Genomic DNA, 24,745 nt, shown 5'->3' on the forward strand with positions numbered 1-24,745 from the left:
GAAACGCCGCCTTGGCTCAACGCATGAGCCAAGGCGCAATCGCCGGCAGCAGCACCGGCACGACAAACGCCGTGAATACTCCGTTCAGGCCCATTCCAAGTCCCGCGAACGCCCCCATCTCTTCGCTCACCTGAAAGGCACGCGCAGTGCCGATCCCATGCGAGGCCACGCCGAGCGCAAAGCCGCGCACTTCGGGTTCTGTCACGCGCAGCAGGTTCAGGATCGAGCGTGCGAAGACCGCGCCGAACACACCGGTCGTAATCACCAGCACGGCAGTCAGCGACGGAATACCGCCGATCTCGGCCGCCACGGCCATCGCGATCGGCGTCGTCACCGATTTAGGCGCGAGCGACGCGATGGTCTGATGCGAAGCGCCGAACAACGCCGCCACGCCCACTGCCGACGCAATCGCCGTCAACGAACCCGCCACCAGACCGCCGATCAAGGGCCACGCCGCGCGCCTCAGCTTCGGCCATTGCCGGTAAAGCGGCAGCGCCAGCGCGACCGTTGCCGGCCCGAGCAGGAAATGGACGAACTGCGCTCCTTCGAAGTAGGTCGCGTAGGGTGTGCCGGTGATTTCGAGCAGCATCACGAGCAACGCCACCGCGATCAGCACCGGATTGACGAGCGGGTTGAAGCGCGACTTCGCATACAGGGCCTGGGCAATCAGATAGGCGAGCAGCGTGATGGTCAGCCCGAGCAGCGGACTCGCGGCGAGATAGACCCAGATGGCGCCGAGTTTGGGAATCGCGCTCATTGCGCACGCTCCTGCGCAGCCGGTTCGTTGCGCTGCCGCCGCAGCAACGCGCGAGTGACGAGCGCAGTGACGGCAATCGCCAGGGTCGTGCTGACGACGAGCGAGACCACCACGGCCAGCGCATCGCCGCGGACCTTGCCGGCCGACACCATGATGCCGACACCTGCCGGGATGAACAGCAGCGAAAGATGACGCAGCAGTTCCAGCGCGGTCGGCTCGATCGCGTCTGCGATTTGCGGGCGCAGCATGAGAAAGCCGAATAGCAACAGCATGCCGATCACCGGCCCCGGCACCGGCAGCTTGAACAGATAAGAAACGCCTTCACCGAGGCATTGGAACACCAGCAAGGTCGCAAGGGCGCGGAGCATGAGCACGGTCCGGTAGGGCGTCGGCATCCAGCCGGCGCGAGGTTTGCAAGGCTACCAGTATCCAGGATTGGGTGTCGTGAAGAGAAACGGTAAGGGTAATTGTCTGACGAACCATAAAGTTTTCGGCAAAACGGCCGTAGTCCATCCTGTGGGGCGTTCGCTTAAATTTTAATCAAGTTGCGGACCTGGCCGAGGGGGCTTGGGCGCAGCACGCCTGACCGGAGCTTCTCGCTAACCGCCGGCAGGTCGCCCAATGGAGATTTGCCCAAATGCTTAACAAGCTGTCAATCCGCACCTGCCTGACCTTGATGGTCGCCTTCTTCGGCGTCGTACTGCTAATCGGGGCGGCGGCGGGTCTGCTGTCGTTGCGTGCCAGTAACGACTCGCTGCAGCAGATGTACACGGTAGATACGCCAGCCGTTGCCGATCTCGAGGGAAGCGCCGGCCAGTTGCTGCGGCTGCGCCTTGCGCTGGCTACCTACGCCTCGCTCTCCGACCTGAACGATCAGGATGGCGCGTCGGCGGTCCTGCAGCGCTTCGACCAGTATCTGAAGATCTCAAACGACCGCCTTGCTCACTATGTCAGCCGCGCCGGTTCGGGTGACGAAGAGCAACGTCTCATCAAGGACATGCAGGACAAGCGCGACATCTTCCTGCACGAAGGCGTCGAACCGGCGATGGCCGCGCTCAAGTCGGGCGACAAGACATCTTTCCAGCAACTGCAGGCGCACAAACTGCCCTCGCTCTACAACGCCTATGAAAAGGCGATGCTCACGCTGGAGCAACTGCAACTGAACCACGGCGCGCAACGCTATCAGGATGCGCAGGACCGCTTCTTTGCAATCAGCGTTGCGGTTGCGGTGGGCATGGTGCTGGCGCTGGTGTTTTCGTGGCTTGCGCGAGTGGTGCTGGTGCGGGCGATCGTGCACCCGGTGGATGCGACCATCGGGCAGTTTCAGCGGATCGCCGAGGGCGACCTGACGGGCCGCATCGAAGTCATCAGCGACAACGAAATGGGCAAGCTCGCAGCAGCCCTGCGCAAGATGCAGGATTCGCTGATCTCGACGGTCAATATCGTTCGTCAGGGTACCGAATCGATCGATACGGGCGTCAGCGAAATCGCTGCCGGCAACACCGACCTGTCGCAGCGTACGGAAGAGCAGGCGGCGTCGCTCGAAGAGACCGCGGCAAGCATCGAAGAGCTGACCTCCACCGTCAAACAGACCGCCGAGAACGCCAAGCAGGCGAGCTCGCTGGCGCAAGGCGCTTCGACGCTGGCGGCGCAGGGCGGCGAGTTGACCCAGCAGGTGGTGGGCACCATGAATCACATGGTGGACGATTCGCGCCGGATCGCCGACATCGTCGGAGTGATCGAAGGCATTGCATTCCAGACCAATATCCTCGCGCTTAATGCAGCGGTCGAAGCGGCGCGCGCGGGCGAGCAAGGCCGCGGCTTCGCGGTGGTGGCGAGCGAAGTGCGCTCGCTCGCGCAGCGCAGCGCCGGTGCTGCCAAAGAGATCAAGACGATGATCGACGACTCGACCGCGCGCGTGCAGACGGGGGCGCAACTGGTCGAGCGTTCGGGTACGACGATGACGGAAATCGTCGGCGCGATTGCTCGCGTGAGCGCGATCATGGGCGAGATTGCCGCTGCGGCGACGGAGCAGAGCACCGGCATCGATCAGGTCAATCTCGCCGTCGCACAGATGGATGAAGTCACGCAGCAGAACGCGGCGCTGGTGGAGCAGGCTGCGGCGGCTGCCAGTTCGCTGGAAGATCAGGCGCGCCGTTTGACGTCTGCGGTCGCGGTGTTCCGTACTGGATCGGGCTCCGGCGCTGCGTCCGTGCGGTCACCGGCAACGGGCCGCGCGCACACGGGCGTCGGCCGCACCGAGCCGGTCGCGGCGTAGAGCGGTCGCTGCTGCCTGTCGACTGAAAGACCGGTAGCGGCGTAGCGTGTGGTGAGCGGCGCAACTGTGCCGCTGACTGCGCGCGGCCGCCGGGATGTCAAGGCTGCGCTGCATAGTACTTCGCCAGCCCGTCGATTTCCTCCGGCGTCAGATGCCGCGCGACGTTGCGCATCTGTTCGTTGATGTCGTTATGCCGTTCTCCGCTCGCAAAGCGCTGCATTTGCGCGGCCAGATAGATCGACGATTGCCCACCTAGCCACGGCGCAGCGCCTTTGCGGTCGAGTTGCCCGTGGCACGCTGCGCACGGTGCAATATTGCGGATCGGGTCGCCCTGCATAGCGAGCCTGACCGCGCTGGCGTCCTGAGCAGTGTCGGTAGCGCCGGGTTCTGCCGGTGCGGCACGCTGCAGCGAGGCGTAATAGGCCGCCAGATCGTGCAGATCCTGATCGCTGCGATTGTGGATGATCGGCTGCATGATCGCGTTGGCGCGCAGTCCGTTCTGATAGTCGCGCAACTCCTTGTAGATCACATCGGCGTATTGGCCGGCCAACGCAGGAGCCGTCACCTGTACGGTGCCGAGCACGCCGTGGCACATCGAGCAGTTCTGCGTGGCGAGCGTCGCACCGCGTCCAATCGAAACCGCATCTGGATTGGCATAGCGCGCTGGCGGCAACACCACCACGTCGCTTGGCGCGGGCCCCGCGATGTTCGCTCCGCCACCGTACCAGCTCGACGGTGCGCCTGCCGCGCTGCAGATGGTCGCCCACAAGCCGTGCCCGGTGAAATCTCTGTTGGCTGACGGCAGCCAGATAAAGCCGATCAGGATCGAAATCACTGCAAGCACGAGCGTTCCGCCTACGCTCGTCACGAACCATGGATTGCGCAAGCTGAAGACCCGTTCGTAATTCATCGCTGCGCTCCGACGACGACCGCCGGCACGGAAGTCTGCTGCAGCCGCAGTAACTGGAAGACCGGCACGCTGTAGTTGACGATTGTCAGCGCGATCATCAACGAGACCCACAGGCCGAAGCTGTTCAGCGCGGCGGGCACGTGATCGACCGGATGGATGGCGAGACTAAAGCGAAATTCCTTGGGTTGTATGAGGGGTCCGAACTGCGATTTCGCAAGGATGTAGATGAACAGCACGCCGGAGATCACCAGCACGAAACCGCCGATCGCCGACATCGCCACCCACACTGCCTGCTGCTCGAGACCGGGCGCGTTGTAGTCGTAGTAGGCCATGCGTCGCGGCGCGCCGAGCAGGCCGACGTAGTGCCACGGCAGCGTCACGACCATCATGCCGATGAACCACAGCCATAGTTGGGTCCGCACGAGACCCAGCGAACACAGCGCGCGTCCGGTGAGCTGAGGCCACAATTCGTAGGCGATCGCGAAGTACATGATGACGATGGCGCCGCCGAAGATCAGATGGAAGTGACCGGTGACCCATTGCGTGTTGTGGATCGTCGAGTTCAACTGGTAGCTCATGTTGATGAGGCCACCCGCACCGCCTAGCCCCAGCATGACGAACGAGAACGCGAGCACCAGCATCATTGGATTGCGCCACGGCAGCGCGGTCAGCCAGCCGAACGCGCCCTTGCCGCCGCGCAGTCGGCCGGCGATTTCAACCGACGCGCAGATCGTGAACACGGTGAGCAAGGTCGGCACAGACACCATCCCGGTGAACACCGCGTGCAGGAATTTGAAGCCCGCACCGACCTGCGGATCGGCGAACAGATGGTGAATGCCGATCGGCATCGCGAAGATCAGGAACAGGATGAACGAGACGCGCGCCATCGAATCGCTGTAGAGCCGTCCGCCGATCGCGCCAGGCACCATCGTGTAGTACGCGATATACGCGGGGATCAGCCAGAAGTAGACGATCGCATGCAGCGTCCACGAGAACAGGACGCGGGAGAGACCGGCGTCGATGGTGGTCTTCCAGCCGAATGCGACCGGCAGAATCTGCAGCAGGATTTCAAGCGCGGCGCCGATCGCTGTCCATGCCCACAGATACGCGCCTGCCACGTTCGCGAACATCGCCAGCGGCACCGGCTTGACGGGATTGGCGCGCTTCCAGACGCGCAGGTTCACATGCATCAGCGCGACCCAGATCCATGAGCCGACCACCACCAGCACCACGCCGATGTAATAGAGCGGACTACCAATCATGGGTGGGTAGAAGGTGAACAGCACCGACGCCTGCCCTAGCGACACCGGCACCATGGCGACCACTGCTCCCACCGCCAGCACAAAGAACGCGGCCCACGCCCATTTGAGTCCTACCAGTGGCTGGCGCAATGCGAGCTCGACGATCGCATAACCGAAACCCATCGCTACGAGAGTCGGCAGTACATACGCCATCACCGTGCCGTGCGCGGTGACCGAGCGGTAGTACAGCTCAGGGTTGCCGACCCACGGCAGCAGCGGACTTCTGACCAGCATCTGCCACGAGCCGAGAAAGAGCGCGATCAGAAACGCGATGAAGGCGAGCCAGAAGTGCGCGAGAACGAGTCGCTTAGCGAGAAACACAGTTCAGCCTCCTTGATTGCTTTGCCCGTGCGAAGAAGGTGTCCTTGTCGATCACCTTCACGTGCGCCCACATCGTTTGATGGCCGAAGCCGCAGAATTCGTGGCACGGCATCAGATGATCGCCTGGCTGTGCGAAGCTGGTTTCCAGCGTCGAGATGTAGCCCGGCACGACCATCGTGTTGATGTTCGTGTCCGTGACGAGCAGGCCGTGCACGACATCCGCGCTGGTGGTGCGGAAGGTGACCGGTGTACCGGCCGGCACCAGCAGGCACTGCGGCGTAAATGAGTACTGCTGGGCAATAAAGCGCACCACGACCGAGCCGTCGGCTTCGACTGCGGAGCCGAGATTGTCGTCGACGAATTCGCCGCTTAACTGCAGGCGCGTCGGGTCCACGGTCTCGACGCGCGAGGGCGGCATCATGGCCCAATGCAGGCCGGAAAACACGATGATCACCAGCATCAACAGGATCAACGCCGACGCGAAAATCGCCCAGCGCCGCTCGGCGCGCAGCGCGACGGCATGGGCGCCACCTGGATGGTCAGGAGAAGGAGTGGGCGTCGCCATGATCAGTGAACGACTCCACGCGGCAGGAAGACGAAGAGATAGAAGCCGACCCAGATCGCCATCACGATCAGCGTGGCGATCCCGGCCACGGCGATCGCGCCGTGCGGTCCGGCCGCTACCACGCGTTCGATGTCTTCATCGGAGGGCGGCGCTGCGCTCGGATTCTCGTTGACGTCCATCTGAAGGATCTCCTTCGGGCAACGTTTGTTTAGATCAGTTCATGCGCTCGCGCGGCGGATGTGCCTCGCGGCTCAATGCAGTGGTGCCTTGCGCAGTTCGTTGACCTCGCGCTCCGTCACGGGCGAGCCATGATTGCCCCACGCAGTGCGAATGTAGGTGACGACAGCGGCGGCGTCCGTATCGCTCAACTCCTGGCCGAACGGCGGCATGCCGTACGGCTCGGGATTGCGTTGCGTGCCTGGTGGAAAGCCACCGTTCAGCACGATGCGAATCGGGTTGACGGCCGAATTCATTTCAATCGACTGGTTGCTCGCGAGCGGCGGGTAATGCTGCAACTGGCCTTCGCCGTTGTGGCCGTGACAGAGCGCGCACTTATCCATGTAGATCTGGCCGCCGAGTTCGAACGTTTTGGTGTTGGTGTGCGCCGGCGGCCCGGATTTGCGACCACGGTCGTTATCGGGCAACGTCTTCAGGTACGCCGCCATCGCCTTGATGTCGTCGTCGGTCATGTACTGCAGGCTGTGATAGGTCACCTCGGCCATCGGACCATAGACCGCGCCGCGATCGGAGATGCCGGCCTGCAGCAGATCGACGATGTCCTTCACGCTCCAGTCGCCGAGACCGCCGTCCTTGTCGGACGTGAGCGACGGTGCGTACCAGTTCTGCACGGGAATCAGGCCACCGGCAAACTGATCGCGCTGAGACGAACCGCCGAGCAGGTTGATCTTCGTGTGGCACAGCGTGCAATGGCCGAGTCCTTCGACCAGATACGCGCCGCGATTCCATTCCACCGAATGGGTCGGATCCGGCTTGTACTCGCCTTCGCGGAAATACAGCGTGCGCCAGCCGAGCAGCAGCTTGCGCTGGTTGAAGGGGAATTTCAGCGACTGCGGATGGCTTGGCTCACGCACCGGCGGAACCGATTGCAGATAGGCGAAGATCGCATCGGAGTCCTCACGCGTGACCTTGGTGTATTGCGCGATCGGCATGGCGGGGTAAAGCAGCTTGCCGTCCGGCGTGATGCCCGTGCGCATCATGTGGAAGAACGCGTCCGGACTCCATGCGCCGATGCCGTACTGCGCGTCGGGGCTGATGTTCGGTGAGTAGAGCGTGCCGAACGGCGTTTCCATCGCGAGTCCGCCGCCGAACATCTTGCCGCGCGGCGCGGTATGGCAGGCGATGCAATCGCCGGCGCGCGCGAGGTACTCGCCGCGTTTGACGATGTCAGGGCGGGTATCGGCGCCTGTGTTGGCGGCGATTGCTGCGGTTGTTGGCGTGGCGCTCGTTGCGGTAGTACTTGTGGCAGCGGACGAGTTGCGCATCAACGACGAATGCGGGGCGCTCAGTGCGAAAGCAACGGCGATGGCGCCGATGACGGCGAAACGCGCAGACGCGCGGCGACTCGTCCGAGGAACCCGTGCGATATGTGCGGAGATCGGCTTCATTGCGGCTGACTCCCGCAGGCCAACGGCAACGTACCGTTGCTCGACGAGGCCGGCCGTGGGTCGTCCGGCCTCGGCTGACGGGCAAGCCAGCTCGACACCGCGGTGATGTCCTTGTCGGTCAGCTTGACGGCGATCGCATGCATGCAATCGGGCGCGACCGCATGGCGCGTACCGGAGCGCCAGGTCCCCATCTGTCCGGCGATGTAGCTCGCGTGCAGACCGAGCAGTCCCGGGATGCCGGGTTGCGCGCCAGTCAGCCTCGCGCCGTGGCAGGCCGCGCATGCGGGCAGTTTGCGGGCCGGGTCGCCGTGCGTGACGAGCCGCTCGCCGTACTGCAGTACCGCAGGCGAGATGTTGCCGGTGTCGGCATTCGGGTAGGGCGGCTGCAGGTTGGCGAAGTACTCGCTGATCTTGTGCAGGTAGTCGTCGGGCAGGAAGGCGATCAGATAACCCATTGGCGGATAGGTCCGCCCGCCGTCGCGAAACGCGATCAACTGATTGAACAGATAGTCGGCAGGCTTGCCTGCGATGCGCGGGAAGTAGTCGTTGTCGCGCCCCTGTCCCTGCGCACCGTGGCAGGAGGTGCAGGCGCGCACCCGCTGGTCCATTGCCGATGGCATGGGGGCGTCCGCGTCAGTGGCGGCGAGTGTCGTACAGGCCCACGTGGTGAAAGCCACAAACAGAATCGACGATTCGATAGTTCTTCGATGCACGCCAAGCCTCGGGGGACGTGTTGTTGACGTCTGGTTTTCATGCATGCAACAAGCCGATGCATGACAGCCCTTCAAACCTGCTCTAGACCGCGACAGCGAAACTGTGAATCGGAACGAATTGAGGTGAGTTTATGCGGAGTGCGAAACAACGGGGCTGGGCATTTACTTTTTCGAAATCCCGTTTGATTACCTGTTGGATCGTCTGCAGCTACCGTCAGCGCTTGCGGACAGGTAACTCATATAAAAGCTGATTAATCATAGGCGGCATCCTCAGCGCTTTCAACGTCGCTTTTTCTGTTGCTGCGAGGTGACCCCAATGAGGCAGTTGCGCGGGTCTGGTGCTTCAACTAAACAGCCGCACCAAAGCGGCGCGCGCGCTGCTGACGCGTTCGCTTTCTCCCGTACGTCCCGGCAGGAGGTGAAATTCGACCGCGGGGAGCGCCGGCAGGCCCACGCTCGGCGCACACGCGACAACCCCAGGACCGATCGACGATTCGTTCAGACATCCAATCCCGAGTCCGGCTTTCAATGCCAGTTGCAGACCCGCGACGCCCGACGCCGAATGGGAGATCAGGTAGGCGACATTGAGATCGTCGAGCAGTTTGACGACAAAGCGCTGCAATTGACACGTGGACGGTAGCAATACCAGCGGGAACGGTTGGCTCACGCGCGGATCCGCATCGGCTGCGACGGCCCACAGCAGTTTCTCGCGCCGCACGACGACCCCTTGCGGGCGGCCGCCGCCTGCCGCGCCGCGCCGGTTAGCCGGTGTCACGAGACGCAACGACAGGCCGATGTCGAATGTCGCGTCGTCTCCGGCGCGCTCGTCGATCACCGCGCTTGGCAATACGGTGACGTGCAGTTTCAGCCGCGGATATTGCTCCGAGAACGTTTTCAGAATACGGGCGATGTCGTGCGGGCGGTAGTAGTCGGTGATGGCGATGCGCAGCTCGCCGTCGAGCGAGTGACCTTGCAGGTCGTCGAACGCAGCTTCGCTCATGGCGAGAATGCGGCGCGCATGATCGAGCAGCCGCGCGCCGGCCTGGGTCGCCGTGACGCCCTGCTTGCTGCGCACGAACAGCGGTTGGCCCACGCGCTCCTCCAGTTTCTTCAACTGCTCGCTCACCGACGACTGCGACAGGAACACCCGCGCTGAACCCGCCGACACGCTGCCGGCCTCAGCCACGGCGACGAAAGTTCGCAGTTGGCCCAAATCGAAACCACGCCAGTTCATGATTCGGATTCTCCGATGGAAGTGTTCCGATTTTCCGGCTTTTCCGATGGTTCGTCCAGTCGTACGATGGCCGCAATTCTTCTTTGCGGGAGGCATCATGGGAAGCGGTTCTTTGGTTGCGGCACAGGCGTCCCGCGCACGCGGCGCAAATCACAGGTGGAAGGTCCTGGGGGTGGGCTTTGCCGCCAATGCGAGCTTTTCGGCCGCGTTTTCCGGGATCCCGACGACCGCGGTGTTTCTGCGCTCGGGCTACCACATCGGCAATAGCGGTTTGGGACTGGTACTCGGCATGCTTGGGCTTGGCATTGCGCTCAGCGAGCTGCCGTGGGGGCTCCTGACCGATCGTTGGGGTGACCGGAAGGTTCTGTTGCTCGGCCTGGGAGCGACGGCGGTCGCGCTGGCAGGCATGGCGTTGTTCGTCGTGCCAGGCGGCGCACACGTGCCGGGTCTCACGATGCTGGCGCCCAGCCTGCTGCTGGTCGGGTTGTTGGGCGGGAGTGTCAATGGTTCGAGTGGCCGTGCGGTGATGGCATGGTTCCGTGACGGCGAGCGCGGACTGGCCATGAGCATCCGGCAGACCGCCGTGCCCGCAGGCGGCGGTGTGGGCGCGTTGATGTTGCCGGCGCTCGCGGCGCACTTCGGTTTCGCCAGCGTGTACGGAGTGTCGGCGCTGTTGTGTGCGGTGACGGCAGCGTTCGCGTGGTACTGGCTGCATGAGCCATCGGTACATGAACATTCCGACAGTCGGCCTGGCGTTGCCGGGGCGGTGGTGTCGGACGCAGTGAGTACTTCGAGCGCAACTATGATCAGCCCGTTGCGCGATGCCCGTGTTTGGCGGGTCGCACTGGGCATTGGCACGCTGTGCATGCCGCAGATCGCGGTGGTCACGTTCGGCACAGTGTTTCTGCACGACTTCACGCACGTCGGCGTGTTGCTGATCAGCGCGACGATGGCGGCCCTGCAAGCCGGCGCCGCGATCGCGCGTGTCTGGAGCGGCGGCTGGACCGACCGGCGCGGCAACCGCCGAGCCTATATGCGCGCGTGCTGCCTGATAACGGCCGGCTTATTCGCGGTGCTGGCGCTCGCGACCGTGGTGGCAGGCGCGCATTTCGCGGCGTCGACGGCGGCTCTCACCGTACTGATCCTGCTGGGTGGCGTGAGCGCTTCGGCCTGGCATGGCGTTGCCTTCACCGAACTCGCGACACTGGCCGGCACGCGTCGCGCCGGCACTGCGCTCGCAATGGGCAATACGTTTGCGTTTTCGACCTTGTTCCTGACACCGTTGGTCATTCCACTGCTGCTCTCTGTTGGTTCCTGGCCGCTGGTGTGGGCACTCGCCCATGCGTGTGCGTTGATCGCGTTGCCAGTGTTCCCGCGTGCGGTGGTTGCCGGCGCTCGCGCCGCGACGTCTGCGCAGGTGCGGTGCGAGCCGTAAGCGGTTCAGGTTTGGGTTCAGATTCGGGTTTAACGCAAGAGGTTTCTTTACTCCTGTAGATAAAGTTTTGCATTCCTCGCTTTAGGAACTGCGGTCGAAATGTGAATTGATTCGGAAAGCTCCGATTCAAATCGTGTTCATCAGATGGTTTTATGGAGGCGCATTCCACGCCGCTTCGACGCCGTGTGCCGAGTCGGACCGAGCCGACTCGAGCCAGGTCAGGGTCGCGCCTGACAGCGTTTTGTCGAAGCGAACGATGCGCATACACATACAACAATCGAGAGAACATCATGGTGAACATTCGTGTCATCCTGGCGGACGATCATCCGTTCGTTTTGCTTGGGGTTCGGTCCGCAGTTTCTGCGCATCGCGACATCACCATCGTCGGCGAGGCGACGAGCCCGGCCAGCTTGATCGACCTGCTGCGCGACGTCCCTTGTGACGTGCTCGTCACCGATCTGAACATGCCCGAGTCCAGCGGCGCGATGGCGGACGGCTTGAGTCTCATCCAGCGCATTCGCCATGACTGGCCAGCGCTTGGTGTGGTGGTGCTGACCAACCTGACGAACGCGGCCATTCTTCGTTCGGCCGCATCCGATCATGCGGTGAGCATACTCAACAAAACCGAGCCGATGGATGAACTGGTGACGGCAATGCGCTCCGCCAGCACGGGTCGCCCGTACATCGGCCGGTCTATCCTCGAAGCGTTCAGCGAAGTTCGAATTGAATCGAACGCCGCGCCACGGACGCGTCATTTGTCGACGCGAGAGTCGGAAGTGATCGGAATGTTCGTACAAGGCAAGTCGGTATCTGAAATCGCTCTCGCGCTTGGACGCGATATTCGCTCCGTCCGCCGACAGAAACGCTTTGCCATGACGAAGCTCGGTGTCACCACTGATCCTGGTCTGTATGCGCTTGTCAAAGCCAAGGGTGGCGTCTGACGATTAAATCGGATTGCGAATTAAAACGGTTGTAGAAGCAACCATCGGTCAGCATTTCGGAGCAATCCGATGTTTGTGTCCTGGCAAATGTTTGATGCTCGCCTCTAGTCCAGTTGTTCCGTTAGAGAGCACTGGGAAACGAGAACTGGGGGAGCCAGACACCATGAACGCAAGCGTCGACATAAGCACACCCATTAGAGCCATCATCGCGGACGATCATCCGCTTGTCCTGCTGGCCGTCGAGAACCTGATGTCTGGCTTTCCCAATGTAGCGGTTGTCGGCAGGGCATCCGACACAGCTGAGCTGTTTAGCGAGGCCGATCGCCTGGAGTGCGATCTCGCCGTGATGGACCTTTACATGCCGGGCAGCGTCGGAGGAGATGGCTTCGGCACCATCAGGCGGTTTCGCAAGCTCCACCCCAAGGTGGCGCTGGTGGTCCTGACCATGGAGACGGATGCGGATGCGCTGGAGCATGTGCTGTCGCTGGGTGTCGATGCAGTGATGAGCAAGCGCGACCGGGTCGATCTGATCCATGTGGCGATTGTCAGTGCGCTTGCTCACGAGCGTTATGTGGGGCCAGCGGTGCGCGCGCTGATCGCCGAAGCGACCGTGGAGCGGCGTCTGAACTTCGTGCGCGAACTCCTGTCACCGAGGGAGTTGGAGGTGCTCAAGCAATACGCATCGGGCATAGGCGTGACGGAAATCGCCACGCGTCTTGGCCGCAGCGTCAAGACGATCAGCGCGCAGAAATGTACCGCCATGCGCAAACTCGCGCTCCGCACCGACTCCGAGTTATTCAAGTTTTCCGTCGAGTATGGCGTGCTGTCCGACGATTTCCCGAAAGGCCGGCGCTGATCCGATACGGCGTCGCGCGCGCTGATTCTGCGCGGCGGTAAGAAAAATACCTGGCCACTCCGGGGGATGCACTGCGTGCACGGAGCGTCAGATAACAACACAACAAAACGATGAATCCGACTACTCGAGTCATTGTGGCCGACGACCATTGCTGCGTGCGCGCCGGCGTGCGACATCTGCTGGAAAGTGTGCCCCACCTGTCGATCGTCGGCGAGGCTTCCGACGCGCAAACGCTGGCTGAACTGGTCGACACGTGCCCCTGCGATGTCGTGGTGTCCGATATCGGCATGCCGGATATCGACGGTCTCAACAACGCCACGCCGATTCTGCGGCGCATCTTGCGGTATGCGCCGCATCCGCGCGTCGTGGTGCTGACCATGATCTGCAATCCTCCCACGTTGGCCGGTCTGTTGAATCTGGGTGTATCGGCCATCGTCGACAAGCGCGATATCGTCGATGCGCTGACGGAAGCGATCGACGCCGCAGTCGCAGGACGTAACTTTCTATCAGCTAGCGTGAAAGCCGTCTTCAGCCAGGCGGGAGCTTTCCCACATCCGCGTGCCGGTATTCTGAGTGCGCGGGAATGGGAGGTCTTGCGACTCTATATAGAAGGCATGCCTATCAGCGAGATCGCGCTGCGGTTCGAGCGCAGCGGCAAGACCATTAGCACGCAAAAGCGAAGTGCGATGCGCAAGCTTGGGCTCGAGTCCGATACGGCCCTGATCCAATACGCACACCAGATTGGTTTGACCTGAGGGCCTGTGAGAGAACTCCCCAGGCATTGTCGGGTAGTTCCGCTGATTTAGGAGTCGTCCGATTAGTAGATCTGCGTCGCTCTTCCATACTTTCGAGTGGCATGCGTCTCATGAGTGGTTGCAATGACCTCTCACGAAAAGATGATTCGGCATGCAAATTTGATTAGAGAATCTGCATGGCCGCGGGCCGGCGCCAAGTGCGCTCTTTCGCACCGTGTAACTCGGAGAGCGGGAGGAGAAGTAATGACCCTGGTTAAACGGTTAATGGTCGAAGGTGCGGGCACAGCATGGCTGGTGTTCGTGGGATGTGGCAGCATCGTTCTGAATACAGCAGCGGCGCAACCGGGCTACGGTGTACTTCAAGTGGCGCTCGCTTTCGGGCTCGCGCTCACTACCGCGACTTACGCACTCGAGCGCTTGTCCGGTGCCCACTTCAACCCTGTCGTCACGGTCGGCCTGGCTGTTGCCAATCGCTTCCCGATTCGCGATCTGGTGCCGTACATCGCTGCCCAGATCCTCGGCGCGATCGCTGGCGCCGCGGTACTGGCGTACGTGGCGAGCGGGCGCCCAGGGTTCGAGCTGGCAGCAAGCGAGTTCGGTGCCAATGGCTTCGGTGATCATTCCCCGGCGGACTATCAGTTTCATTCGGCTCTGGTGATCGAGTTGGTGATGTCTTTCGCTCTGGTGATGACGAACCTGCTGATGTCGCGCAGAAACGTTTCGCGCTCCGTTTCGCCACTCGTCAAAGGCGCCTGCCTCGCGCTGATCTATCTGATTGCATTGCCTGTCACGAATGCGTCGGTCAATCCGGCTCGGTCCACAGGGCCGGCATTGTTCGTCGGCGACTGGGCGCTGGATCAACTCTGGCTGTTCTGGGCGGCACCGCTGGCCGGGGGCATCGCCGCCGGCATTCTGTACGCGCGCATGTGGGGTAAGCCACGCGCAAGCCGGGGCGGCCAGAGCGGAGAGCAAGGTGAGGTCGCTTGATTCCCGCTCCCCTGCGGAGCGATCCCTACCTGTCGTGAACGCGTCAGAGCGCTGGACTGTACGCGCACTATTGCGGCATCTGCTGCAGGCCGCTGTGGTGTGCGTCATGCTCTTCGTCGCGCCGTTCGCGCTTGCGGCCAGTTTGCCGACGGACGCTCCCGCGCCGGCGAGTGGCGCGTTTCCCGCCAGGCTCGTCGTCGGCATGCTCGCAAACGGATGGGCGCCTTTCGAAGCAGTCGACGATGGGCGCCTTACCGGCTTGAGCGGCGATTATTTGCGGGCGCTCGTCGGACCGGACGTCGTCATCGAGACGCAGACCTATCCCGATATGCCGCAACTGCTCGCGGCCCTCTCGTCCGGCAAGGTCGACCTGGTGATGAGCATGGCGCGCACTGCGGAGCGCGAGCACAGTCTCAGCTTTACCGCACCTTATTTCCGGGCCTCAACGTCGGTCGTCGTCAGGGTTGACGACAAGGCCGTGCAAGATGCCACGCAGCTCGCCAACGCCCGGATCGCGGTCGAGAAGGGCTTTGCGATGGACCGGTTGCTGCGCGAGCGTTTTCCGCACGCCCAGATCACCGCGTTCGCAGACACCGCCTCGGCGTTGCGGGCCGTCGCAAAGGGCGATGCGGACGCTTATTTCGGCTTCACCCCGTCGGTTCAGTACACGCTCGCGAATGACGAGTTCCACGGCTTGCGCACCGGTTTCGAGGACAGCAGCAGGCCGAGCGAACTGCGCTTTGCCGTGGCGCGAAATCGTCCCGTCTTGCGCGACGCGTTGGACCGCGCATTGGCCGCCATGTATCCGGCCGACGAGGCCGCCATCCGCGCTCGCTGGTTGGGAACGAGTTTCGATCCGCCATCTGACTACGCCCCGCGGCGTGTCGTGCTGACACCCTCCGAGCAGGCATGGCTGCGTCTGCTGCCTTTGCTGATAGGCATCGGCGTAGCGCTGGCGGTGACCCTGCGCGCCTACCTGCTGCTGCAGCGTGAGGTGCGCTTGCGCAAGCGGACCGAGCGCGAACTGGCGGCACAGCTCAACTTCCAGCAGACGATGATGGAGATGGTGCCTTATCCGCTCGTCGCAAAAGATCTCGACGGACGCTACATGGCGATCAATCGCGCTTACGAGGTGAGTTCAGGCTTGCGGCGCGAGGCGGTGCTGGGACGGACGAGCCGGGATGTGCAGGCGTGGGGACTAGACAATAGCCGCAAGCTGGAAAGCGCGACGCGCGAAATGCTGAGAAATGGCGAGCGTTTCCAGCTTGAGCTTGAGTTTGCGGACCGCAATGGCGAGATGCGGATCGGTCTGTTCTGGACCAACCTATGCCGCGATGTGGATGGCGAGCCTTCCTGCGTGCTCGGCACGGTCGTCGACATCACCGATATCCGGCGCGCCGAGATGCTAGCCCGCGAAAACGAGCGGCGCCTGTTTGACGTGACGCGCTCGTTGCCGGCGGTGGTTTTTCAACTGCGGCGCGACGAGCGCGGCCGCTACTCGTTTCCTTACATCGGCGGCAATGCGCGGCACTTGCTGGGTGGTGACAGCGACACGCTCGCGAAACCCGGTGACATCGATTTCGAGCGCGTGTGGGCGGCAGACCGGCCGCGCGTGCTGGCTGAACTCGAGCGCTCGGCGCGCTCCGAGACCCCGATTCACATGGAGTTTCGCTCTGAAGGCTCCGACGGTCTGCGGTGGGTGCGCGCCGAACTGGTGCCGCGTCGTGAAGCAGCGGGCAGCGTGGTGTGGAGCGGATACTGGGTCGATGCGAGCGCGGAGCACGCGCGTTCGGAGGAACTTGCACGGGCCCGCGATCTCGCCGAGGCCGCCTCGCGTGCCAAGGACGATTTTCTGGCGATGATGAGCCACGAAATCCGTACGCCGATGAACGGCGTGCTAGGCCTCGTCGAAGTGCTCGAACGTACGCAGCTGAATGCCGACCAGGGCGAAATGCTGGGCATGATCCATGAGTCCGCCGGCGCATTGCTGCAGATCCTGGACGACCTGCTCGACTATTCGAAGATCGAAGCCGGCCGTTTGACCCTCGAGGCGGAACCGATCGACATGCGCGATCTGGTGGACAACGCTGTGGGGTTGCTCGCTGGACGCGCGCACGAAAAGGGCCTCAAGGTGCGCGTCGATATAGCGCCCGAAGTTGCGGCCAGTTTGCGCGGCGACAGCGTGCGTTTGCGTCAGATCCTGTTCAACCTGCTTGGCAATGCGATCAAATTCACGCTGACGGGCGAGGTTGACGTGCGCGTCGCCGTCGCGGAGCAGACACAACAGACCCAGACGCTCGAGATGAGCGTGGAAGATACAGGAATCGGTATCGAGCCAGAGGTTCAGGCGGCCTTGTTCGAACCGTTCGTGCAGGCTGAATCGTCGACAACACGGCGCTTCGGCGGCACAGGACTTGGCCTGACCATCTGCCGCAAGCTCATTGCGCTGATGGGCGGCGCGCTCTACCTGCAGAGCACGCCCGGGGTAGGCACCCGCATGACCGTGCGCGTGGTGATGCCCATCGAGGCGCAGCACTATAAGGTCAGTGGTTTGCGCGGCAAGCGAGGAATCGTCGCCGTCTCCGACGCACGTGTCGCACAGGCGCTGGTGCACTTTGGCCGGGCGCTCGGCATCGAGTTGCGGCGGGTCAGTCAGGGTGCCGCAGAGTTGAGCGACCCGGCAGCGCTCACCGACGTCGAACTGGTGTTCCTCGGCGAGGAGCTGGAAGTGCCCGCCGCCGTGCGCTCACGTGCGCGCGTCGTCTATCTGACAGAAAAGCCCAAGCCTACCGGATACCGCGTTCTGGACGACGCGGTGCGCGTGAGTATCAATCCCATCTCCTGGCGCGGGCTCGGTGCAGCATGCGCCGCTTCACTCACGGGATTGTCGACTCCCGCACCGCGCGCGCGGGAGTCTGCGGAAACGGCGATGGTGCCTCCCGACAGGGAACGCGCCATCGCGAGCGGCCGGCTGATTCTTGTGGCGGAAGACCATCCGGTGAATCAGGAACTGATCCGTCATCAACTGGCCTTGCTCGGATTTGCCTGCGACGTGGTGAACGATGGCGTGGAAGCACTCGCCGCGCTGCAACAGACCCGCTACGGATGCCTGATCACCGACTGTCACATGCCGAACCTGTCCGGCTACGAACTTGCACGGCGTGTGCGTGAAACTGAAGAGGGCCGTCTCGGCGGCAGTGGCATATCGCATCTGCCCATTCTCGGCATCACAGCCAACACTGCGCCTGAGGATCTGAGTCAATGCCGCGACGCCGGCATGGACGATTGCCTCGTGAAGCCGACCCGTCTCGCGACGTTGCGCGAACATCTGAGCCGCTGGTTCGGTACAGAGATTGTGCGTCAAGTTGCGTCGGTCGAAGCGGTCAGTACCGCACCGGCCGCCGTGGCCCAAGGTCAGGAGCCTGTCGAGGCGTTTGTGCCTGTGGATCTCGCTCACATGACGCAGTTGTGGGGCAGCGAGTCAACGGTGAAGGCGCTGCTCGACTCGTTTGTGACATCTGTGCGCGACGACGTTCGCGCTTTGCCGCCGTTGCTCGATCATGTGGATGTCGCTCAGTTGCGTCAATGGCATCACCGGGTTGCCGGCGCTGCGGGCGTCTTGCAGTACGCGCCGTTGCTCGCCGCGTTGGAGCAATACCGAAGCGGCCTTGGCGGCAAATCGCCGGAGCGGCTGCGCGCAGATGGCATGGCGCTCGTCCAGAAATGCAACGCCATGCTCGATGGCATCGAAGAGCAGGCCGCTTTGCTCGCATAGCAGCGAGGCAGTGATTCAGATAGCCAGCTGGTGAGCGGTAGCTGACCCGCCTGACTCGCTCAGCGTATTCCCTTCACATTTGCCCAGACGAAAAAAAACGCGGCCGAAGCCGCGTTAAAGATTGGAGACATCCTTCGGTGAAGGAGTCACTTCTCGCTGCCTGAAGCATAGCGCCAGGCAGCGATTTGATTGCATCCGAATCTCGCAATTATCTATTTTCTGATTTTGTAAGAAAGACGGGCGTCCGGCCCCTGCGCGCTAAGCCCCACGTCGGCCCGCGATTTACACTAGTATGGGGTGGCTCCGTGCGCGACCCATGTGTGGTACGGCGGTGCACCAAGTCCGGAGAAAAAATATGAATGCAATTCGGAAACTCAGTCTGGGCGTTGTTTTTTGGGCACTGGCGTCGGGGATCGCCTTCGCAGACACGGTGGCGCTGAAGGCGGATCTCGAGCCGTCGAGCGAAGTCCCGCCGCGCGTCAGCCACGCACACGGCATGCTTGACGCCACCTTCGATACGTCCACCAAGGCGTTGCAGTGGACGGTCACCTATGCGGATCTGTCGAGTCCCATCTCGGCCGCACACTTTCACGGCCCAGCACCGGTCGGGCAGAACGCAAAAATTCAGATCCCGATCGACAAGAGCGCGCTTGCCAGTCCGATCAAGGGCTCCGCCACGTTGACGGACCAGCAGGTGACCGACCTGATGGCCGGTCAGTGGTACTTCAATATCCACACCGCGCAGAACCCGATGGGTGAGATTCGCGGTCAGGTACGACCTTCCAACTAGCAGTCGTTGCGCGGCCTGCTGCTCTCCATTTGTCCGCTGCGTAGCAGGCGGGCGTGCATGAATCGTCGCAGGATTAGAACCGCCCATCCAGCGGATCATTGTGCGAACCCACGTACCATGACGGTTGACCATTCATGGAGGGTGTCCCGATGAGTTGGCAAAGTGCGCTCGCGTGCTGGTACCTGCGCCGGCAGTTTCGACCGGCCACATTAAAGACCGAGATCAGCGTCGAGGGTGCGCGTGCTCTTACGGCGAAACGTGCCTGGTCGCCGAAAGTGCCTGCGGGCTGGCGCTTACTGGAACAATACGGCCCCGGCGAAACGTTGCGAGGCGAGTGGTTCGAGCCGGCCGCCGGCAGCGGCGAGACAGCCGGCGCTGTCGATACCCCCACCATTCTCTATCTGCACGGCGGCGGTTATTACTTCTGCTCGCCGCGTTCCCATCGCTCGATTGTGTTCGGCCTGGCGACACGCTCGGGTGCACCGGCGTTTTCGCTCGACTATCGGCTCGCGCCTGAAGCACGCTTTCCCGCTGCTCTCGACGATGCGTTGGCCGCCTATCGGCTACTGCTTGCGAGCGGCAGGCCGGCGGAATCGATTGTGATTGCGGGTGATTCAGCAGGCGGCGGCCTGGCTCTCGCTACGCTGGTTGCTTTACGCGACGCCGGTGATCCTTTGCCGGCAGGCGGCGTGCTGTTTTCGCCGTGGACCGATCTGGCCGCGAGCGGCGCGTCGATCCGCATCAACGATGGGGCCGATCCGATGTTCAGCGGTCCTGCGATCGGCCGGGCTGCAAAGCTATACCTTGGCGATACGCCTGCGACGCATCCGTATGCCTCGCCGGTCTATGCCGATCTGCACGGCCTGCCGCCGCTTTTCATTCAGGCCGGCAGCACGGAAGTGTTGCTGGACGACTCGCGACGGGTAGCCGAGAACGCACGCAGCGAGGGTGTGCCTGTCGAGTTGCAGGTGTGGCCGAACATGCCGCACGTCTGGCAGATCTTCACGCCTTTCATTCCCGAGGCCCGCCGCGCGCTCGACGGCGCCGCTGCCTTTGTGCGCGAGGTAGCGGGCCCGCGCAGCGCTCAACCGTCGAGCGCGATGTCGATGGTCTGATAGGCGGTCTTCACGAGTTCCGGTCCATATTGCCGCTCGAGCCGCCGCACGGTGAAATGGCCGTGCGCGACCAGCTGGAAGTGGTCCATGAAGACAGTGTTGACCATCGCACCCAGCACAGCGCCGATCGCCGGAATCGACTTGGCGGCGATCTGTTCGCTGACCTGCACGGAAAAGCGCGACGCGATCGTATTGAGCAGGCGCAACAGCGCCGTCGATCCGTGTGAGGTGAAGCCTTTGGTCGCGATCTCCGCCGACGCCTTCGAGACCGCCTGCGCCAGCGCGCCGCGCATGATGAAGTAGCCGTAGTCGGCGTCGTCGTCGGCTTTCGACGTGCCGCCCATCCCCAGCACCGTCAGACATTGCAACTGCGCGTCGATTGACGAGAGGTCTTCGCCTTCGCTACGCGCAATATCGCAGATCGAGCGGAACATCAATGTGGTTGTGACCGGCAATTCCACCGGCAACGCGAACAGCCCGAACGCGCCGCCGGCCGCGCCGGTTGTCGCCACCGCGAACTTGTGCAGCAGATTGCTCGGCCGGTCGGGAATCGCAAGCGGCGGCGCGTCGGGGTCGTGCCGCCCGAGCGTGCGTAGAGCGAGCTGCAGGCACTTGCGTAACGCGAGCTGGGTTGCATCGTTCACCTTCTCGTTGGCGATGGCCGGCATCCGCGACAGGAGCTTTTCGAGCGGCGCCCCGACGATGCTGGCCAGTTTCATCGCCAGCGCCGGGCTTTCCAGCTCGTGTTTCGCGCGTCGTAGCGCGCGCAGATCCTCGGCGGACAAGCTCTGTTCGGCGAGCGAAGTGGACTCCATGTGCCTCCCTGTGGCGGGCAAATTCTGTAATTAGCTGATCGTCGGCGCACCGGATGAACGCCAACACGGCCAGTTTAGAGCGCCATAACATGCTATGATTCCCCATTGTTTGACGCGTCAACCGTTGCGCTATCAAAAAACATGGCTGTCCATACTGCGGCCCACCATTCGAGTGGGCAAGTTTTACCGTTCCGGGAATCGCTCATGGCGATGCTCGGCGTTTCCTTTGTGACGATGCTTGTCGCGCTCGACCAGACCGTGGTCGGCACGGCGCTGCCTACGATCGTCGCTGAGCTCAAGGGCTTCGAGCTTTACGCGTGGGTCGCCACGTCGTATCTGCTGACCTCGGTCATTACCGTGCCGATCTTTGGGCGGCTCGGCGATTACTACGGGCGCAAACCGTTCGTGATCGCGTCGATCATCGTTTTCACCGGTGCCTCGGTGCTCTGCGGCATGGCCAACAGCATGCTGTTCCTGGTCCTTGCGCGCGGTCTGCAGGGTATCGGCGGCGGCATGCTGGTCGGCACCGCCTTCGCCTGCATTCCCGATCTATTCCCCGATTCAGTCGTGCGCCTGCGTTGGCAGGTGCTGATGAGTTCGGCGTTCGGCATCGCCAACGCCATTGGGCCGTCGCTCGGCGGCTTCCTCACGCAGTACTACGGCTGGCGCTCCGTGTTCTACGTCAATCTGCCGGTCGGTCTGCTGTCGCTCTTCTTCGTGTGGCGTTTTCTGCCGCATTTGCGGCACGTCGAGCATAAGGGCAAGATGCGCCTTGATTGGCCGGGCGCGTTGCTGATTGCAATCTCGCTCGGTTCCCTGCAACTGTTCGTCGAAATGTTGCCCAAGCACGGCGTGTCGCTGACCTCGGTCGCGTTGCTGGTCGCAAGTGTGGCGTCTGCATACAGTCTGTGGAAATGGGAGCAGCGTTGCCCTACCGCCATCCTGCCTGTCGATATGTTCCGCAATCGCAGCCTTGCCGCGCTGTTCACGCTGGCGGTGCTCGGCGGCTTCTCGATGTTCTCGCTGCTGTTCTACGCGCCGTTGCTGTTCCAGGGCGGCTTCGGCATGTCACCGAAAGAAGCGGGTCTCGTGATCACGCCGCTCGTCGTGTTCATTACGATCGGCAGCATTGCCAATGGCCGGATCGTGTCGCGCGTGAGCAATCCGAATCTGATGCTGTATATCGGCTTCACGCTGATGGCGCTGTCATGCCTCGGCGCGGTGGTAGCAACGCGCGCCATGCCGGGATGGCTGCTGATGACGTTCATGGTGCTCGGCGGTTTGGGACTCGGCTTCGTGATGCCGAATCTGACCATCTTCGCGCAACAGACGGCGGGCCGCGAGCATCTCGGCATTGCAACGGCGCTGCTGCAATCGCTGCGGATGATCGGCGGCATGATCGGGACGGCGTTGACCGGCACGCTCGTCACGCATATGTACGCGAGCGGCGTGCGCAGCGCGCTGGAACACGATCAGGCGACGCAGTGGTTCCCGGATATGGGCGATCCGCAAATTCTCATCAACCATGATGCTCAGGCCACGCTGCTTGGTCAGTTAGCGCATGCTGGACACAACGGCGCGGTGCTGCTGGAGTCGGCGCGCGAATCGCTGGTGTCGGCGATTCATCTTGGCCTTGCGCTCGCCGCAATCGTCGCAGTGGCTTCGATCTGGCAAAGCCGCCGCGTGCCGCCCATCAAGCTAAAGCGTCAGGTCGAGCCGACCATCCTCGCTGATTGATTTCGAATACCCGCGTCATCGGAACACCATGGAACAACAGGATCGCGTCGCCATCGTTCAGCAGTTCGGCCGCACCTATCGGGCGTTCATGTCGGCGTTCGAGGGGCAGGTGGGACATCCCATGCCGCGCTGGCGGGTGATGCTGGCGTTGCACGACCAGGGTGGTGAGTCGTCGCAGAAGCGTCTTGTCGAGCGGCTGCGTATCGACCCCGGCGCCTTGACGCGGCAGCTTAAAGCGCTCGAGGTGCTCGGCTGGATTTCGCGCAGCATGGACGAGCGCGATAACCGCATCACCAACGTGCGACTCACGGAAGCCGGGACAGCGGCCACCGAGGAGGCGCTGCCGCGCCGTACCGCGTTCCTCAACGATACGATGGCCGCGCTGCCGGACGACGCGCTCGCGGCGCTGTCCGGTGCGTTGCGAATGCTTGAAGTGAGGATCGGGGAAGTGGTCGCTCAGAAGAACGTTTCGATCACTTCCGTGACCTGATACGAAGGATTGACCACCAGCAGCTGACGCCATTTATCGAACGTCAGACACGGATGCGAGATGTCGAACGCGATCATGTCGCCGACCTTCAGGTCCGCGCCTGCGGGGATCCGCAGATAGGCGTGCTGATCCATCATGCCGAAGATTTCCCATCCCTCGCCGGCCGCGATTTCGCGCGGCGCCTCAGTGCCTGGGCGATAGTGTTTGGCGGGTTCTGGCATGCCGGCGTCGAATGCTGAATCGCGCTTGCCGAGACCGATGATGGCGCGATCCGGCTCTGGAATCGACTGCACGTAGGCCCACAGCTGCAGCGCCGGCAATAGCCCTTCGCCCATCTTTTTGGCGACCGGATTACGAGCAAAGATATCCGTCTGCGCTTTCCGGTAGACGCCAACGTCGTGCGTCAGATAGCAGCCCGGCCGCAACACCACTTCGACCAGGCCATCCGCCGATGCCTTCACGAACTCTTCCGCGACCACGTCGTACCATGCCGAGCCCGCGCCCGACAAAATAGCCGGTGTGCGCGCAAAGCGTCCTTCGTCGACCAGCGTGCGCGTGATGGCGACTGCGCCTTGCAGAAACTCGCGGACTTCGTGTTCTTCCTTCAGTACGCCTTCGTACAACTCCACACCAGCGAGCTTCAGCGCATCTGGATAGCGCGCGATTGCGTCCAGCACGGCGGTGCGTTGCGCTTCGTCGCGCACGCCGGTGCGGCCGCCCGGCACACCGAGTTCAAGCAGCACGTTCAGTGATTTGCGCACCGAGCCGAAGAATTTGCCGAGCTGCTCGACACCATCCACCGAATCCACGAGACAGAAGAATTCGAACTCCGGATCGCTGAGCATCTCGGCGATTATCAGCATGTTGCGGCGACCGACCAGTTGATTGGCCATCAGAATGCGCGACACGCCGCCGTGATACGCGGCCCGCACCTGGTGCGCGGTAGCGAGCGTGATGCCCCACGCGCCGGTTTCAAGCTGACGTCGAAACAGTTGCGGCGCCATGGTGGTCTTGCCGTGCGGCGCTAGCTTGACGCCGTATTCGGCGACGAACGCCTGCATCCATTTCAGGTTGTGCTCGATACGATCCGCGTAGAGCACGGCAGCCGGCAGGCTCACGTCTTCGTTCAGCAGATTCCATTCAAGGCGCGCCGCGTCCAGCAACTGGATACTGGTGCCTGGAACCATGCCCAAGCCCTTGCTATAAGGATCAATCGTTGCGCCCTGATAGTTTGTAACTTTCATGTAATCCTGCTCCATCGTCCAGATAAATCACAGCGAAGTTGACTTTCACATGTTACCGAAAGTAGCATGTTTCCTGAAATGTTATTTAGTACCACGGCATC

22 protein-coding genes are annotated in these 24,745 nt (G+C 62.6%); 11 read left to right on the forward strand and 11 right to left on the reverse strand.

Going from position 1 to position 24,745, the window contains the following annotated elements:
• Positions 1 to 16: 16 nt before the first annotated feature.
• Positions 17 to 757 (reverse strand): LrgB family protein, encoded by a 741-nt coding sequence (locus P3T20_RS09450; RefSeq protein ID WP_074263330.1) that lies wholly within the window; start codon positions 755 to 757, stop codon positions 17 to 19.
• Positions 754 to 1,125 (reverse strand): CidA/LrgA family protein, encoded by a 372-nt coding sequence (locus P3T20_RS09455; protein ID WP_074265923.1) that lies wholly within the window; start codon positions 1,123 to 1,125, stop codon positions 754 to 756. Before P3T20_RS09455 ends, P3T20_RS09450 begins: the two co-directional genes overlap by 4 nt.
• A gap of 269 nt (positions 1,126 to 1,394) precedes the next feature.
• On the opposite strand from P3T20_RS09455, the gene P3T20_RS09460 reads away from it, so the two are divergent.
• Positions 1,395 to 3,035, forward strand: a complete 1,641-nt coding sequence (locus tag P3T20_RS09460; protein ID WP_074263331.1) for a methyl-accepting chemotaxis protein — start codon at positions 1,395 to 1,397, stop codon at positions 3,033 to 3,035.
• A 97-nt stretch (positions 3,036 to 3,132) separates the two neighbouring features.
• Here P3T20_RS09460 and P3T20_RS09465 read toward each other — a convergent pair whose 3' ends face one another.
• The 7 genes from P3T20_RS09465 to P3T20_RS09495 form a co-directional block, all read right to left on the reverse strand.
• The gene (locus P3T20_RS09465; protein ID WP_074263332.1) at positions 3,133 to 3,945 is read right to left on the reverse strand and encodes a c-type cytochrome; all 813 of its coding nucleotides are present in this window, start codon (positions 3,943 to 3,945) and stop codon (positions 3,133 to 3,135) included.
• The gene (locus tag P3T20_RS09470) at positions 3,942 to 5,567 is read right to left on the reverse strand and encodes a b(o/a)3-type cytochrome-c oxidase subunit 1 (RefSeq protein WP_074263333.1); all 1,626 of its coding nucleotides are present in this window, start codon (positions 5,565 to 5,567) and stop codon (positions 3,942 to 3,944) included. Before P3T20_RS09470 ends, P3T20_RS09465 begins: the two co-directional genes overlap by 4 nt.
• Positions 5,554 to 6,132, reverse strand: a complete 579-nt coding sequence (locus tag P3T20_RS09475) for a cytochrome C oxidase subunit II (RefSeq protein WP_074263334.1) — start codon at positions 6,130 to 6,132, stop codon at positions 5,554 to 5,556. The genes P3T20_RS09470 and P3T20_RS09475 overlap by 14 nt, the downstream gene beginning before the upstream one ends.
• Before the next feature lie 2 nt (positions 6,133 to 6,134).
• Positions 6,135 to 6,311, reverse strand: coding sequence for a hypothetical protein (locus tag P3T20_RS09480; RefSeq protein WP_167379371.1), 177 nt, complete (start codon positions 6,309 to 6,311; stop codon positions 6,135 to 6,137).
• A 72-nt stretch (positions 6,312 to 6,383) separates the two neighbouring features.
• Positions 6,384 to 7,757 (reverse strand): c-type cytochrome, encoded by a 1,374-nt coding sequence (locus tag P3T20_RS09485; RefSeq protein WP_074263335.1) that lies wholly within the window; start codon positions 7,755 to 7,757, stop codon positions 6,384 to 6,386.
• Positions 7,754 to 8,470 (reverse strand): c-type cytochrome, encoded by a 717-nt coding sequence (locus P3T20_RS09490; protein WP_074263336.1) that lies wholly within the window; start codon positions 8,468 to 8,470, stop codon positions 7,754 to 7,756. The genes P3T20_RS09485 and P3T20_RS09490 overlap by 4 nt, the downstream gene beginning before the upstream one ends.
• 343 nt (positions 8,471 to 8,813) lie before the next feature.
• The gene (locus tag P3T20_RS09495; RefSeq protein ID WP_074263337.1) at positions 8,814 to 9,704 is read right to left on the reverse strand and encodes a LysR family transcriptional regulator; all 891 of its coding nucleotides are present in this window, start codon (positions 9,702 to 9,704) and stop codon (positions 8,814 to 8,816) included.
• 97 nt (positions 9,705 to 9,801) lie between these two features.
• Here P3T20_RS09495 and P3T20_RS09500 point away from each other — a divergent pair, with 97 nt between their 5' ends.
• From P3T20_RS09500 to P3T20_RS09535, 8 genes are all read left to right on the forward strand, one after another.
• Positions 9,802 to 11,139 (forward strand): MFS transporter, encoded by a 1,338-nt coding sequence (locus tag P3T20_RS09500; RefSeq protein WP_429286777.1) that lies wholly within the window; start codon positions 9,802 to 9,804, stop codon positions 11,137 to 11,139.
• 152 nt (positions 11,140 to 11,291) lie between these two features.
• Entirely contained in the window at positions 11,292 to 12,080 is a 789-nt protein-coding gene (locus P3T20_RS09505) for a response regulator (protein ID WP_367946951.1), read from the forward strand.
• 163 nt (positions 12,081 to 12,243) lie between these two features.
• Positions 12,244 to 12,936, forward strand: coding sequence for a response regulator transcription factor (locus tag P3T20_RS09510; protein WP_074263340.1), 693 nt, complete (start codon positions 12,244 to 12,246; stop codon positions 12,934 to 12,936).
• A 110-nt stretch (positions 12,937 to 13,046) separates the two neighbouring features.
• Complete coding sequence (locus P3T20_RS09515; protein ID WP_074263341.1) at positions 13,047 to 13,691, forward strand: response regulator transcription factor; 645 nt, start codon at positions 13,047 to 13,049, stop codon at positions 13,689 to 13,691.
• 243 nt (positions 13,692 to 13,934) lie between these two features.
• A complete protein-coding gene (gene aqpZ, locus P3T20_RS09520) occupies positions 13,935 to 14,678 on the forward strand; it encodes an aquaporin Z (protein ID WP_074263342.1) in 744 nt (247 codons plus the stop codon).
• Positions 14,679 to 14,712: 34 nt separating this feature from the next.
• Complete coding sequence (locus P3T20_RS09525; protein ID WP_074263343.1) at positions 14,713 to 18,453, forward strand: ATP-binding protein; 3,741 nt, start codon at positions 14,713 to 14,715, stop codon at positions 18,451 to 18,453.
• A 355-nt stretch (positions 18,454 to 18,808) separates the two neighbouring features.
• Positions 18,809 to 19,243: a CHRD domain-containing protein gene (locus P3T20_RS09530; RefSeq protein WP_074263344.1), complete on the forward strand. Its 435-nt coding sequence runs from the start codon at positions 18,809 to 18,811 to the stop codon at positions 19,241 to 19,243.
• 149 nt (positions 19,244 to 19,392) lie between these two features.
• Positions 19,393 to 20,358, forward strand: a complete 966-nt coding sequence (locus tag P3T20_RS09535; RefSeq protein WP_074263345.1) for an alpha/beta hydrolase — start codon at positions 19,393 to 19,395, stop codon at positions 20,356 to 20,358.
• Here P3T20_RS09535 and P3T20_RS09540 read toward each other — a convergent pair.
• The gene (locus tag P3T20_RS09540) at positions 20,328 to 21,173 is read right to left on the reverse strand and encodes an EcsC family protein (protein WP_074263346.1); all 846 of its coding nucleotides are present in this window, start codon (positions 21,171 to 21,173) and stop codon (positions 20,328 to 20,330) included. The genes P3T20_RS09535 and P3T20_RS09540 overlap by 31 nt on opposite strands.
• Before the next feature lie 141 nt (positions 21,174 to 21,314).
• Between P3T20_RS09540 and P3T20_RS09545 the strand changes: the two genes are divergently transcribed.
• Both P3T20_RS09545 and P3T20_RS09550 read left to right on the forward strand, forming a co-directional pair.
• Entirely contained in the window at positions 21,315 to 22,910 is a 1,596-nt protein-coding gene (locus tag P3T20_RS09545) for an MDR family MFS transporter (RefSeq protein WP_074263347.1), read from the forward strand.
• Between the two features lie 28 nt (positions 22,911 to 22,938).
• On the forward strand, positions 22,939 to 23,400 hold the full coding sequence (locus P3T20_RS09550) for a MarR family winged helix-turn-helix transcriptional regulator (protein WP_074263348.1): 462 nt from the start codon (positions 22,939 to 22,941) through the stop codon (positions 23,398 to 23,400).
• Here the strand turns inward: P3T20_RS09550 and P3T20_RS09555 are convergent.
• The gene (locus tag P3T20_RS09555; protein WP_074263349.1) at positions 23,367 to 24,644 is read right to left on the reverse strand and encodes an amino acid deaminase; all 1,278 of its coding nucleotides are present in this window, start codon (positions 24,642 to 24,644) and stop codon (positions 23,367 to 23,369) included. The two genes, P3T20_RS09550 and P3T20_RS09555, sit on opposite strands and share 34 nt — an antisense overlap.
• Positions 24,645 to 24,745: the final 101 nt, after the last annotated feature.

It is taken from the genome of Paraburkholderia sp. GAS206C (assembly GCF_050435645.1).
GTDB lineage: Bacteria > Pseudomonadota > Gammaproteobacteria > Burkholderiales > Burkholderiaceae > Paraburkholderia > Paraburkholderia phenazinium_B.